This window comes from Oribacterium sp. HCP28S3_H8 (genome assembly GCF_052064775.1).
GTDB lineage: Bacteria > Bacillota > Clostridia > Lachnospirales > Lachnospiraceae > Oribacterium.
The window spans coordinates 12,060-26,264 of sequence record NZ_JBQHUZ010000008.1; the positions used below are offsets into that span (position 1 = coordinate 12,060).

Below are 14,205 nucleotides of genomic sequence, written 5' to 3' on the forward strand. Positions count from 1 at the left end.
AAAAAAGAGATGTAAATCCTTCTGAAAATTCTAACCTGGATTTCACCTGGAATTTAGTTAGAATTACAGAAAATTTTACATCTCGGGATACACTTCGGGAATGTATTATTTAAACGGACAGGGTTTTATATGGTAAATCGTAAAATATCGTTTAACGATCGTTGACAAACCATGTCCAGCCCGCGATCGCCAGAGGAATCAGCTCAAACAGGATGGCTTTTTCCCGGTAGTCCTGACAGAGAAACAGGAAAATGACGGCGGCTCCGTAAAAGCAGAAAATCGTAGCTGTATAAAAGAGCCCTTGTTTATAATACTCGTGTTTTCCGGTGATGAGGAAATCAAGCCACCCGAAGACGGCGAGTTTACTGTTGTTGGTGCAGAAGATGGTTGCGCTTTTAAAGCCTTCGGCACCGGTAAAGGTTGCCCACTGGGTACCTGTCATAAAAAAGACCGGATACAGAGCTATGATTCCCGAGGTGCTCTCGGGTAGAGAAGCTGAAATCAAAATACAGATGAACTGGGAAATAAAGCATGCAATTTCCGCAATCCTCTGGCTTTTATACTGTAATAGATGTGTGACACTCAGCGCTGCAATAAATACCAGGATGGCACCAAAGCGAAAGAAGGCATCCTCCAGGTCATCGCCGATCAAAAGATGACGGAAGACATTCTCAAGGTTAGAGGTTACAGCCTGTCCGAAATTTCCACGGATCAAAATACCATACATACCGGAAGCACCGCCCATAAACGCCATGAGCAGATGAATCAGCAGATCTCTACGTTCTCTGATAAGCTTCATTGATTGAGCCTCTCTCCATACATAAAATCATACATACAAAAATCATACATATATAAAATATAAACTCATCAGAAATCCCGGATCCGCTCTGTCTGTCGAGCTTGAAATGTTACTGCTTCTTCCCGGATCTGCGGGTACCGATATAGCAAACGTGCTTACTATAGCACGGACTTTATAGAAATACCAGTCATATTATACATGATATACCATGTCGTGCCATGATTCTCCACCCCAGGTGGAAGCGCTCGCGCCCAGGTCTTCAAAGCCTGACTCCTGATAGAAGGAGACGAGACGATCATGGCAGGTCAGAATCAGCTTTTCCCGCCCCTGCTTACAGGAACGGTCAATATAGGTGCTGATGATGGTGGTTGCGAGATTGTTATGACGGTACTCCGGGCGCACGTCCAGCCCCAAAAGCATAACAACCTTTCCATCCTTCTTCTTTATGGAAGGATCCGTAAAAAATTCATCCCGGAACACCTCTTCATCTGTTGGAAGTCCATTTAAAAATCCGGCAATTTTATGGTTTACCCTGTCAAAGGCTACGAGGAATGTTTCCGGAGACTCCTTTACACGCCGGGTGATCATTGCATGACTGCACGCCTCGTTGGGAGGGAAACAGATACGCTCAATCTCGGCACATTCATCAGCCTCCTCCGGACGAACATCACGAAAATCAAAGCGCTTGAAATCGAACATAAGACCTCCTTTAAATATAGTGTGATAATGTGATATAACATCTATCTTATCGGAACTATGACAAAAGGTCAATGGAAGCAATACAGCGATCTGACTGGCTGTAGCATTACAGGATCAGGCAGATTTTTACTTGCAGTTCAAAAGAAACGGTAGTATAGTAATGCGTGCAATTAGATTTTACACAATGCATTTATCCAAAGGGGGAATCTCACATGGCATCAATCAGGGAAGTAAAAAACAGTATAGAGGAGACAGCAGAAGCACGAAGCTCTGAGGAGATAATGGAAAAAGCGGAGGCTCGTGACAAGGTGATTGTCCGTGCAAGCTGCATCGGTATTGGCGCCAATGTGCTGCTGGCGGCATTTAAGGCGGGAGTCGGGCTCATGTCACATTCCATTGCAATTGTTATGGATGCCGTCAATAATCTATCCGATGCCGCAAGCTCTATCATCACGATTGTAGGTACCAAGCTTGCCGGGAAGGAAGCCGATAAAAAGCATCCGTTCGGGTATGGCAGAATTGAGTACCTCAGTGCTATGGTGATTTCCATCCTTGTGCTTTATGCCGGCATTACTTCTTTTACAGAGTCGGTAAAGAAAATTCTGCATCCGGAAACGCCGGATTACGGTGCAGCGGCGTTGATTATTGTAGCAGCCGGTGTACTGGTCAAGATTCTGCTGGGGCGCTATGTGAAGGGCGTTGGGGAACGGGTGCATTCAGACTCCCTCGTAAACTCCGGTGAGGACGCTTCCATGGATGCTGTGATTTCTGCATCGACACTAGTTGCCGCATTGATTTACCTTTTTACGGGACTCTCGCTTGAGGCGTGGCTTGGTGCAGTTATCTCGCTGGTCATTGTCAAATCGGGTGTAGAGATGCTTGGAGGTACGATTTCGCAGATTCTTGGAGAGAGAGTTGATCCGGAGCTTTCCAAGGAAATCCGTAAAACCGTCAAGAGCTTCCCGGGGGTACAAGGCGCCTATGATCTTATCCTTAATAACTATGGACCGGATGACTACAGCGGGTCTGTGCACATTGAGGTGCCGGATACGTATTCCGCATGCCAGCTGGACCAGCTTCTTAGGGATATTTCTCTTACGGTATACAAGAAGCACCATGTAATTCTTACGGCGATTGGTGTGTACGCGGTTAATACACATGATCCGGAGGCTGTGGATGCCCGTAACAAGGTAAGTAAGATTGTGATGTCTCATCCCGGGGTCATCCAGATGCATGGGTTTTATTTTAATAAAGAAGAAAAAAAGCTGCGGTTTGATGTCATGATCAGCTTTGATGTCCCGGACCGGAAGGCATCCTATCGTGAGATCCGGGAGGAAGTGGAGAAGGCATATCCGGGCTATCAGCTGGAGATGTCATTGGATACAGACTTCAGTGAGAGTTGAGGCTGTTGTGAAGCTGTTGACATTCATCGCTTTATGTTTTTTTTATTAAACTTGCGGGGAATGACTGGTATTTTTTAATGCGCGTGCTACGATACTATCGAGCATTATCCCAAAAAGGAAATACATCGAAACAGATCAGAATCATTGTGTAAGGATGAGGCTTTATGGCGACCGTACCTATGAGGGTCAGCGTCAATTCAGCAAGTGTCCGGATATTATATACATACAGTGGTCAGCTTAAGAGTGTTTTAGTTTTATAAAAATAAAAACGATCTGATTTCATTCTATGCACTGGCTTTAATGCCATTTCCTTGGAATAATCTCCTGTCAAACTTTTGATGCTTAAAATAAAGCATCAGATGAAATGAGACCTGACTGCAGCAGACTGTCAGCAGGTACCCGAGGAGGATTCTATGAAAGCACGCAACGAAAAAACTACATTTCTGGTTGAGATGGCGATGATGATTGCCATCATCCTTATTATGGCAAATACCCCGCTTGGATATATCCGTACGCCGGGGCTGTCACTTACCTTGCTGACGGTACCGGTTTCTGTCGGCGCGGTTATACTTGGACCGCTGGGCGGCGTGCTTTGCGGGCTTACGTTTGGAATCAGCAGCTTTGTCAATGGCATGAGCAGCAGTATTCTGTTCCAGATCAATCCCTTTGGATATTTTATTACAACGGTAGTGACAAGAGTGCTGGTGGGGCTCTGCACCGGGCTGATTTTCCGGGCACTGCATAAGAGAAAGAGCACCAACAGGGTTTCCTATTATGTGACATGTCTTAGCTGTCCGCTGCTTAATACCTTGTTTTTTATGACGTCTCTTGTTTTGTTTTTTTATGGATCGGATTATATCCAGAATTTTGTCACAGCTCTCGGCGCAAGTAATCCGCTGGTGTTTGTGCTGCTTTTTGTCGGTGTGCAGGGTGCAATTGAAGCTGCGGTTTGCTTTGCTGTCGGCAGTGCGGTTTCACGTACGTTGTATGGAGTATTCCGTAAGAGCATGCCGGGACTGATCCACAGCGATCGCTTTTTGCTTGCGGCATGAATGGGATTTGGGTTTTGGAAATTTTAGCAAAATAAAAAACAAAAAAGTTAGAAATAAAAAAACAAGTGGCAATATATATGCTATGCGATAAGATGATTGCTTCCGGAAGCTGCTGCACAAGTTGCGGCAGCTTTTTTGGTATGTGGAAGTGCTTTTCATCCGAAATATGAGGATCAGGATAAAACCAGATGATTTTTCAAAACCAAAACTGTAAAAAAGTCACCAAAATGGGGATTATATCACCGAAAGTGAAATGCATAATTGACTGGAAATTCACAACACAAATAGTATAATCATGCTGTTATGTTTGTTTCGCAGCGAAGCAGAAAGTGTGTCTCTCAGTTTTTGGCACCATTTTTTCAGAAGCAGATGTAAACACACAGATTTAAAAAGAATGATCTGAAAATTTCATAATAACGATCTAAAAATACAGAAATAAAATACGGATCTAAAAATACAGAGGATACAGCAATGGAAAAAAACAGCGGCAGCACAAATCTCGGCGGCAATGCAAATCGCAGCGGAAGCATAAATTCCAGCGATGGAGCAAATCTCAGCGGCAGCGCAAATATCATCGAGCTAAAGCATGTCACAAAACGGTATGATGATAACGGCTTTGTGGCAGTCAATGATTTTAACCTTGAGGTGAAGCGAGGAGAATTTGTTACATTTCTCGGACCCTCCGGATGCGGCAAGACCACAACGCTTCGTATGATCGCCGGCTTTGATATCCCGACCTCGGGTGAGATCCTGCTAAACGGAAAGTCCATCACCAGCCTGCCGCCATATGAGCGTCCGATCAATACGGTATTTCAGCGGTATGCGCTCTTTCCACATATGAATATTTATGACAATATTGCATTCGGACTCCGTCAGAAAAAAATGGCTAAGGATGTCATTGAGCATAAGGTCAAGAGGATGCTGACGCTGGTGGATCTCGAGGGCTTTGAAAACCGAAGCGTTGCCACCTTATCCGGAGGACAGCAGCAGAGGATTGCCATTGCCCGCGCGCTTGTCAACGAGCCGGAGATTCTGCTTCTGGATGAGCCGCTGGGAGCGCTGGACCTTAAGATGCGGCAGGAAATGCAGATCGAGCTAAAGGCAATGCATGACAAGCTGGGGATCACCTTTATTTACGTTACCCATGACCAGGAGGAAGCGCTTACCATGTCTGACAAGATTGTCGTCATGAGTGAGGGACAGATCCAGCAGATCGGCACGCCGGAGGATGTTTACAATGAGCCTAAAAATGCCTTTGTTGCCGACTTTATCGGCGAGAGCAATATCTTCAGCGGTATTATGACCGGTAAGCTCCGGACCCGCTTCTGCGGTGGTGAATTTGTCTGTGTGGATGATGTCCCTGAGGGCACGCATATCACGGCGGTGATCCGTCCGGAGGATGTAGAGCTGACGACGCCGGAGCAGGGGATGATCCGCGCAGTCGTCACTTCTGTAATCTTCAAGGGAATGCATTATGAGATTACCATGCAGTCAGGCAAAAATGAAATCGTTGCCCGGTCTACGAGGGCTGCGAATGTCGGTGACCGTGTCGGAATCCGCGTGGAGCCCGATGGCATTCACATTATGATTGCAGAGGATCACACCAACACGTTTCTTGTGGACATCAACAAGGATTATCGTCTGGAATACAATGGTAAGCTTCTGCATGCGAGTCTTACGAAGCTCATTAAGGGCGGCAAACGTCAGGAGGATGGCAGCATCGTGGATGGAAATGGAGAGGTCATTGACATCAACAGGCTTCGGATCCAGGCATCCATCCAGCCGGAGGACATCGAGATGACGGATAATCAGGAGGAGGGTCTCGTGCAGGGCAATATTTCCAACCTGATTTATCTCGGTGAGCATTATCTTTATATTATCCATACGGATGATCTGGAACAGGATTTTGCGGTATATGATGAGGATTTATGGAACATGGGAGACCGTGTGGGTCTGATTATGCCGACAGAAAAGATGACATTTACCATTAAAAAGTAAGGAAAGGACGGCTGAAATGAGGTTTTCCAGAAAGAATCTCGGCATACCCTATGCCGTATTTCTGCTGCTGTTTGTGCTTATGCCGCTGGCAGTCCTGTTTTACTATGCATTCACCAACGGTTCAGGGCAGTTTACACTGATGAATTTCATCGGATTTTTTACCAATCCCAATACGCTGGGGACGCTTGTGTACAGCTTTGCGGTGGCGTTTGTGACTACTGTAGTTTGCGTGCTGCTGGCGTATCCGCTGGCATATATCCTCTCTTCCAGTAAAATCCGTGCAAAGTCCGCAGTGGTCATGCTGTTTGTACTGCCGATGTGGATTAATTTCTCCCTCCGGATCACGGCGCTGAAGGAAATGTTGATTTTTATAGAAGGAAATCTTGCCATGTATCCGTTTACCAATACCGTGATCGGCATGACCTATGATTTCCTGCCATTTATGATCCTGCCGATTTATACGAGCATCTCGCGGCTGGATCATTCGCTTCTGGAAGCTGCGCAGGATTTGGGCGCCAACGAGCGGGAGGCGTTTTTTAAGGTGACGCTGCCGTTGTCGATGCCCGGAGTTATGAGCGGGGTTTCGATGGTGTTTCTGCCGGCCATGACCAATTATGTGGTGCTGGATATGCTGTACAACAGCACCTACATCATGGGCTCACTGATCGGAAGCTATTTCGCTGCCTACAACTGGCATGGCGGGTCCATGATTGCGTTGATTCTACTGCTGATCATCTGCATCTTTACCTTGTAGACGGATTCAGATGAGACAGGGGATGTGAGAGGAGGCACGATATTATGAAAAAACTCTGGAAACCCGTGTTTTTTGCGATCGTGTTTCTGTTTCTGTATCTGCCGATCCTGATCCTTGCGGTATACAGCTTCACGGACTCGACCACCATTGGGGCGATCAGAGGATTCTCCCTCCGAAATTATGTGACACTTATAAGCACAGAGGAGCTTAGGAATATGATCGCCGGCACGCTTGCCCTCGCGGTGGGGTCTGCTTTTATAGCAACGATCCTGGGAACGTTGGGCGCGCTGGGAGCCTTTTACTCCAGGGAGAGGACGCGGACTGCCATTGCAACCGTGAACCGGATTCCGGTGATCAACGCGGATGTAGTGACGGGCTTTTCTATCTGCGTCCTTATGGTGGTTGTTATGCATATCAGTAAGGATAGCTATATTCCTTTGATCATAGGGCATGTTACGCTGAGCGCACCGTTTGTGTTTCTCAATGTGATGCCTAAGATCCAGCAAATGGACTCGAGTCTCTATGAGGCGGCGCTGGATCTCGGCGCGACACCATTCCGGGCGCTTCGTCAGGTTGTGATACCGGAGATCATGCCTGGAGTGCTGTCCGGCTTTGGTCTTGCTATTACCCTGTCACTGGATGATTATTTTATTGCTACCTATACCAAGCCTGCGATGTTTAATACTATAAGCACCTATGTGGTCAATGCCACCAAGGGCTCGCAGACCAGTATCAAGACAGCGCTCTGGGCTTTGTCTACTGCGATTTTTGTCATCGTGCTTCTGTTTGTTCTGATTGGAAATTTAAGAGCAGTGCAGGAGGAGAAGCGTCGGGAGAGGATGGACTGAGATTGAGATGAGACAGAAATTTTATAAGGCAGTGCTTGCGGCAGGCGCACTGGGCATGATGAGCATGCTCACGCTGATATCTCCGGGAGAGACTATCCTGGCAGCGACAGCAGCAGGTACAGGTTTGGAGGCAGGATTACAAGCTGATTCCGGGCGCGATGTTACGCTCCGTATCTGTAACTGGGAGGAGTACATGGATGAAGGCGGCTGGGATGCAGACGAGACGATAGACCTGCCGAGCGGCGACATCATCGGTCAGAACTCCATGATCGAGGATTTTGAGAACTGGTATAAGGAAACTTACGGCGTCAATGTGCACGTCGAGTATTCCACCTTCGGAACCAATGAGGATCTCTATAACATGCTGACGCTGGGGGATACCTATGATCTCATCTGTCCCTCGGAGTACATGTTTATGAAGCTGATCAGCGAGGGCCAGGTGGTACCGCTGTCAGAGCATTTCTTTGATGCATCAGATCCGGACAATTTTTATATCCGGGGCGTATCTCCGTATCTTCGCAGGATTTTTGAAGAGCATACCATCAATGGAGAGCCATGGAGCCGGTATGCGGCAGGCTACATGTGGGGCGTTACCGGCATTGTTTACAACCCGGAGCTTGTCACGAGAGAGCAGGCATCTACCTGGAACATCTTAAAAAATCCGGAGTTCCGTAAATGCGTTACCATCAAGGACAGTGTCCGCGACTGCTACTTTGCCGCAGTTGCCGCGCTGAAGGGTGAGGAGCTGACCAGTTCATCGTTCCGGGAGGATCCGGAATATAAAAAGAAGCTGGAGCAGGCGGTCAATGATACCTCTCCGGAGATGATCCGGAAGGTGCAGGACTGGCTGCAGGGCATGAAGGATAATGTATATTCCTTTGAGGTGGATTCCGGTAAGGCAGATATGGTAACCGGTAGGGTTGCTGCCAATTACCAGTGGTCCGGAGATGCTGTTTATACTATGGATCAGGCAGAGGCGGATAATTATTATCTTGAGTTTGTGGAACCGGAGGAAGCTTCCAATATCTATTTTGATGGCTGGATCATGCTTAAGCGTGGCATCCAGGGAGATCCCGCAAAGCAGCAGGCGGCGGAGGCTTTTATCAATTTTGTATCCAGACCGGACAATGCGATCCGCAATATGTACTACATAGGATATACCTCCTTTATTTCCGGAGGGGAGGATCCGAGGATCTTTGAGTATCTCAAATGGAACTATGGTGCAGATGAGGATAGCAAGGATACGGTAGATTACGATGTCTCCTATTTCTTTACCGGTAATGATGATGCAGTGGATCCCCGCTATGTGCTGACAGTTCCGGAGGAGCAGACCAGGAGACAGCTTGGTGCGCAGTATCCAAGTACGGAGGATATCCGCAGGACCAGTATCATGCAGTATTTTGACGATGCCCAGAATCAGGCAATCAACCGGATGTGGGTTAATGTGCGCTGCTATAATATCAGGCATCTTCCGTGGTGGGGCTGGTGTGTAATTGCTGCGGGACTGGTCGGTACGATTTACGCCTTTGTGCTCAAGTACCGGATCAGGAAAAAGATGGAGCCATAAAATATACTCAGACATAAAAATTGTTGATCCTTTAAATATAAACTTTAAAGGATGAAACAAGTACTAAAAAACAGTGCCTTTGGAAATTTCCTTAGGCACTGTTTTTTACTGTTGGATGTAATATGCTGTGAACTTTAGCTGTGCACCACAACGGGCATGCCGACATAGGCGATGTTGTACAGAGCTGCCGCAATATCAGGCGGGAGATTTACGCAGCCATGGGAGCCGGCATAAGTATAGATGTTTCCGCCAAATTTGGAACGCCAGGAGGCATCGTGCAGTCCCTGTCCCTTATAAAACGGCATCCAGTAATTGACATGGCTCTTGTATTTGCTGCCATCGTCATTATAGCCCTCCAGGTACCGGTCTGTCTGCTTGGCGTTGATGGTATGCACACCCAGCATGGTATCATGCTTATTGGCTCTGCCCGTCACGCAGGGACTGGACAGCACAAGCTGGTTGTTTACATAGCAGTACATGTTCTGGTTTGTAATGTCCACTTCAACGCAGGTGGGATATCCGGTAGGATTTTGGCGAGGTGCAGGATCTGAAACCTTGGAGCCCTGCGCATCGACCGTGGAGCCATCGGGTGTTTTTTCAGATGCATACATGGCACCATAAGGATGGGAAGCATCGGCTGCCTCAGCGAGATAGTATTCCGCACCGTTTACATTGCGCCATCCTGTAAGCATTTTGCCATCGGTATCAAGCAGATAGTAATGGCCTCCGTCTTGCTGCCAGCCTGTGAGCATTTTACCATCGCTACCGAGCAAATAGTACGTGCCACCGATATTCTGCCATCCGGTGAGAGCCCGGCCTTCCGAATTAAAAAGGTACCAGGTGCCGTTAAGATTCTGCCATCCGGTGCGCATCCGTCCGTCACTTCCCAGATAATACAGCCCGCTGCCGTCATTTTGCAGACCGGTCAGCATAGTTCCGTTACTATCCAGGAGATACCACTTCCCATCAGCATTGATCCAGGTGCCGGTAAGGATGCGGCCGCTTGCCATATAATTCCAGCTTCCGTTCTGCTGTTGGATCCAGCCGGTTGCACCCGGACCCGCGGAGCCCTGGGACAGCGTCACATTGGGATAGTTTTCTGCGTATGCCGGAACTGTCAGCAGGATCGCAAGTAGAATCATGAGCATCAGTCCGCGGAAATACTGTATATGTTTCGCTGTGGTTTTATATATAACATCAGATTTCACGTTACATTTCAGGTTTTGAAGCATTCACATTTTTCCTCCTCGTACTCTATAATCTTATCATAATATAGATTCTGATATTTTGAAGCCGGTATATGGAAATGTTACCTTTTCGTAAGGTTTGGTTTTCAGAATGCAGGAAAATCCGTATAATATAGTAAGACATAAAATCCGGCTGTGCCTATGCGGCGGATCAGTAACCGGAAGCTTCTTTACGGATACGCCGGTCCAGGAGCCTGATTTTCCATAGGAAATCGCGGAGACCGCGATACAGATCATTTTGACAGAGGATAATATAACGCATGAATAAAAGAACCTTAAAAATTACCACCGGAGCCATGATCGTTGCGATTTTTGGCGTTTTACTGCTTTTTAACCGGCAGATGGGAGGACTGCTGGAGGGCAGCTTTACCTATCTATTTCCGATTCCCATGGTCGCATACGCCGCAAGATACGGAGGCCGGAGCAGCCTCACGGTTTTTGTCTGCATGGTCTTTACTGCGTTTCTCACGAGTACGCTCACAAGTATGTTTTATGCCATCAGCGCAGCGTTTGTCGGGATGATTTTTGGTGCTATGATGTTTCGTAAGATGGATCCGACCAAAACGCTCCTTGTTGTCATGTTTCTCTGCGTATTGTCCAATCTCCTGAATCTCGTGCTTCTTGCCGGGATATCCGGCTACAATCTGGATGCGGAGGTGAGGGAAATGCAGGAAGGGATGCGTCTCGCCATGCAAAAGGCTAATGTCGCGCTGCCGGACGCCATGCTCGGTACAGACTTTCTCCGGCGAATATTTCTGGTCTCGATTGCGCTCGGGGGAGCCTTTCAGGGCTTTCTGATCTATGAAATCAGCCTTCTTATTCTGCGGCGCATGAGGATCCCTGTACAAAAGCCCAAGGCAGTTTCACAATACTATCCTCCAAAGTGGAGCGGACTCGTGGCGTTTATTGCATTCATGGGTTACAGCTATGCCTTTGCAAAGCCGGGAATGGATCCTTTGACGCAGGGCGTCCTGGAAACGGTCGGTATGCTGGGGTATTTTTATCTCATCGTGTTTGGCGTGATTGCACTGTCGCTGGTCATCCGTTGCTATGTTTCCGGGAAACGGGGAGTGGTGCTGCTGCTCAGTATCCTTGGGATGTTTCTGATGCCGCAGGGCGTGATGATTCTTGCCTTATTTTATATTTCGGGAGGGCTGCATCCGTATCTCCTTACAAAGCTTGAGGAAATGCAGCAACATGGTTAAGGATGAGCATGCAGGAAAGGTTGACAGACATTAATTCCGGTTATAAGAGACATAAAAAAACTTGACATCTCCAAAAATCGGGGCTAAACTTAGGACAATTCTTGGAAAGGGGAACGCGCTGGATGGTTCAGGAGCATAATTTCACAATTACATCTGTCATTATTATCCTGATTAACGTCATTGCAGTCGTGTGCAATAACGTTTCTTTTGCGTTACCGGATTCAAGGAGCTGACAGATAATAAAGTTCATGTCAATGAGGACCTTGCAAGTAACGCAGGGTCCTCATTTTTTATTGCTTTGTTATCTCAAGATCATCGTTTGGATGCTGCTGGAAATCCGGAGCCGGTGCATTCCGTAGCGATGTCGGAGCTTTATCTTTACATCGCAGGTTTAAGGAGAAGAAAATGAGTAAGTATACGGTTGAGCTTTTGGTTGATAACTGGTCTTATGCATTGGAGCGGATTACAGGCGTGTTTGAAAGACAGAATTATCGTATCGATTCGATCAACGCAGGACCGGCTGTCGGCAGCAATGCATCCAGGATAACGATCGTTTCCATGGGAGATGATTCCATGAATCAGGTCATTAAGCATCTCGGAGCGCTGCATTCTGTGCATGAAGCTATGATCGTCAGCCGCGAGGGACTGTGATTTCCTTAAGAAATACGATTTTGGTCTGAACTTGGAGGTACGAACAAGTATTTTTACCTGGCATGCGGCTATCTGATACAGCTATTGTATTTGATTCAGCAGGCAGAGATGTTTTTTGATTTAACTATCAGACATATCTGACGATCTAATAATAACTTGAGGTTATTTCCTGCATGAATTTGTGTTTCTTGACTTTAGATCTTGTAATAGATAAGATGATTTTGTAGTAGTCAAAATAGACATGTATATCAATCCTGATTTTGGAGGAAAATAATATGCGTAGTGATTTAGTAAAGCAGGGTGTGGAGCATACACCGCATCGTTCCCTGCTCAAGGCGGATGGACTTACGGATGAGCAGATGAGACGTCCGCTCATTGGAGTAGTTAATTCCTTTGCAGAGGTGGTTCCTGGACATATGCATATGGAGCAGATCGCAAGGGCTGTAAAGGATGGCGTGCTTATGGCTGGCGGTACTCCGCTTGAGTTTAATACCATAGCTGTCTGCGATGGCATTGCCATGGGACACGATGGAATGCATTTCTCACTTTCCTCCCGGGAGCTGATTGCGGATACCATTGAGTGTATGGCAACTGGACATGCATTGGATGCGCTTGTTTTCTGTCCGAACTGTGATAAAATCGTGCCGGGTATGCTGCTTGCTGCGGTTCGTCTCAATCTCCCGTGTGTTTTTGTCTCCGGCGGTCCGATGCTTTCAATCCATGAGCGCGATCTGAACACTGCATTTGAGGCAGTCGGTGCCTATAAGGCGGGACTTCTGGATGAGGCAGGAGTTGCGGATGTAGAGAACTCCTGCTGTCCGACCTGCGGTTCCTGCTCCGGTATGTTCACAGCCAATTCCATGAACTCTCTCTGCGAGGTTCTAGGCATGGCGCTTCCAGGCAATGGTACGATTCCGGCGGTGTACTCTGCAAGACTGAGACTTGCCAAGGAAGCCGGTATGCGTGTGATGGATGTCCTCAATAAAAACATTCGTCCGAGAGACATCATCACAGCAGATGCCATTGAGAATGCTTTAACCACAGATATGGCGCTGGGATGCTCGACCAATACCGCGCTGCACCTGATGGCAGTAGCGCATGAGGCAGGTGTGCCGTTTGACCTGCATAAGATCAATGAAATTTCCGACAAGACACCGAATCTCTGCCATCTGGCTCCTGCAGGACATCATCATATGCAGGATCTTATGGAGGCCGGTGGAATCTATGCGGTAATCCATGAGCTTGCAGAGCATGGTCTGATCCATGAGGATTGTATGACGGTGCTTGGTAAGACGATCGGTGAAGCCACAAAGGATGCCAAGGTTAAAAATACGGATGTGATCCGTCCCTGGGACAATCCATACCTTAAGGAAGGCGGACTTGCCGTACTGTATGGTAATCTCGCTCCGCACGGCTCTATCGTGAAACGGTCAGCAGTTGCACCGGAGATGATGGTGAATGAATGTACGGCACGCTGCTTCAACTCGGAGGAGGAAGCGATCGGAGCCATCTATAGCGGCAAGATCAAGGCAGGAGACTGCGTTGTGATCCGGTATGAGGGACCTGCCGGAGGACCTGGCATGCGAGAGATGCTGAGTCCCACTTCCGCGATTGCCGGCATGAAACTGGATACGACAGTTTCACTGATTACAGATGGCCGTTTCTCCGGTGCATCCCGCGGGGCCGCGATCGGACATATTTCACCGGAAGCACAGGCAGGTGGACCGATTGCTTATATAAAGGATGGGGATAAGATCAAAATTGATATCCCGCACTATTCCATTGAGCTTGAGGTTTCTGATGAGGAGATGGCGGAGCGTAAAAAGACGATGAAGATCCGTGAGCAGAGAAATCTCACAGGTTATCTTAAGAAATATGCTAAGCTTGTGCATTCCGCAGATACCGGAGCAATTGTAGAGTAAACACGGTTTTTATTTAATGCCATACTGTTTTGGGCAATATCAGGGGAGAGGTCTTGTGCC

12 protein-coding genes are annotated in these 14,205 nt (G+C 47.5%); 9 read left to right on the top strand and 3 right to left on the bottom strand.

Annotated elements, in window-relative coordinates:
- Window positions 1–151: 151 nt before the first annotated feature.
- A complete protein-coding gene (locus ACTNEN_RS10050; protein ID WP_441206225.1) occupies window positions 152–799 on the bottom strand; it encodes a DUF1275 family protein in 648 nt (215 codons plus the stop codon).
- A 192-nt stretch (window positions 800–991) separates the two neighbouring features.
- Entirely contained in the window at window positions 992–1,498 is a 507-nt protein-coding gene (locus ACTNEN_RS10055; RefSeq protein ID WP_441206226.1) for a GNAT family N-acetyltransferase, read from the bottom strand.
- A gap of 212 nt (window positions 1,499–1,710) precedes the next feature.
- Between ACTNEN_RS10055 and ACTNEN_RS10060 the strand changes: the two genes are divergently transcribed.
- The 6 genes from ACTNEN_RS10060 (at window position 1,711) to ACTNEN_RS10085 (ending at window position 9,120) form a co-directional block, all read left to right on the top strand.
- Window positions 1,711–2,901, top strand: a complete 1,191-nt coding sequence (locus tag ACTNEN_RS10060; RefSeq protein WP_441206228.1) for a cation diffusion facilitator family transporter — start codon at window positions 1,711–1,713, stop codon at window positions 2,899–2,901.
- 413 nt (window positions 2,902–3,314) lie between these two features.
- Window positions 3,315–3,953 carry an ECF transporter S component gene (locus tag ACTNEN_RS10065; RefSeq protein WP_441206229.1) on the top strand — a complete coding sequence of 213 codons (639 nt, stop codon included), beginning with the start codon at window positions 3,315–3,317 and terminating at the stop codon, window positions 3,951–3,953.
- Window positions 3,954–4,424: 471 nt separating this feature from the next.
- Window positions 4,425–5,951: a polyamine ABC transporter ATP-binding protein gene (gene potA, locus ACTNEN_RS10070; protein WP_441206230.1), complete on the top strand. Its 1,527-nt coding sequence runs from the start codon at window positions 4,425–4,427 to the stop codon at window positions 5,949–5,951.
- 16 nt (window positions 5,952–5,967) lie between these two features.
- A complete protein-coding gene (locus tag ACTNEN_RS10075) occupies window positions 5,968–6,705 on the top strand; it encodes an ABC transporter permease (protein WP_441206231.1) in 738 nt (245 codons plus the stop codon).
- A gap of 44 nt (window positions 6,706–6,749) precedes the next feature.
- Window positions 6,750–7,553: an ABC transporter permease gene (locus ACTNEN_RS10080; protein ID WP_441206233.1), complete on the top strand. Its 804-nt coding sequence runs from the start codon at window positions 6,750–6,752 to the stop codon at window positions 7,551–7,553.
- 7 nt (window positions 7,554–7,560) lie between these two features.
- Complete coding sequence (locus ACTNEN_RS10085; protein WP_441206235.1) at window positions 7,561–9,120, top strand: extracellular solute-binding protein; 1,560 nt, start codon at window positions 7,561–7,563, stop codon at window positions 9,118–9,120.
- A gap of 134 nt (window positions 9,121–9,254) precedes the next feature.
- Here ACTNEN_RS10085 and ACTNEN_RS10090 read toward each other — a convergent pair whose 3' ends face one another.
- Entirely contained in the window at window positions 9,255–10,352 is a 1,098-nt protein-coding gene (locus tag ACTNEN_RS10090; protein WP_441206236.1) for a L,D-transpeptidase family protein, read from the bottom strand.
- 275 nt (window positions 10,353–10,627) lie between these two features.
- On the opposite strand from ACTNEN_RS10090, the gene ACTNEN_RS10095 reads away from it, so the two are divergent.
- The 3 genes from ACTNEN_RS10095 to ilvD all read left to right on the top strand — a co-directional run bounded on the left by ACTNEN_RS10095 (window position 10,628) and on the right by ilvD (window position 14,145).
- Window positions 10,628–11,572, top strand: a complete 945-nt coding sequence (locus tag ACTNEN_RS10095) for a DUF2232 domain-containing protein (protein ID WP_441206237.1) — start codon at window positions 10,628–10,630, stop codon at window positions 11,570–11,572.
- A gap of 405 nt (window positions 11,573–11,977) precedes the next feature.
- Window positions 11,978–12,223, top strand: coding sequence for an ACT domain-containing protein (locus ACTNEN_RS10100; RefSeq protein ID WP_441206239.1), 246 nt, complete (start codon window positions 11,978–11,980; stop codon window positions 12,221–12,223).
- A gap of 275 nt (window positions 12,224–12,498) precedes the next feature.
- Window positions 12,499–14,145 carry a dihydroxy-acid dehydratase gene (gene ilvD, locus ACTNEN_RS10105; RefSeq protein ID WP_441206240.1) on the top strand — a complete coding sequence of 549 codons (1,647 nt, stop codon included), beginning with the start codon at window positions 12,499–12,501 and terminating at the stop codon, window positions 14,143–14,145.
- Window positions 14,146–14,205: the final 60 nt, after the last annotated feature.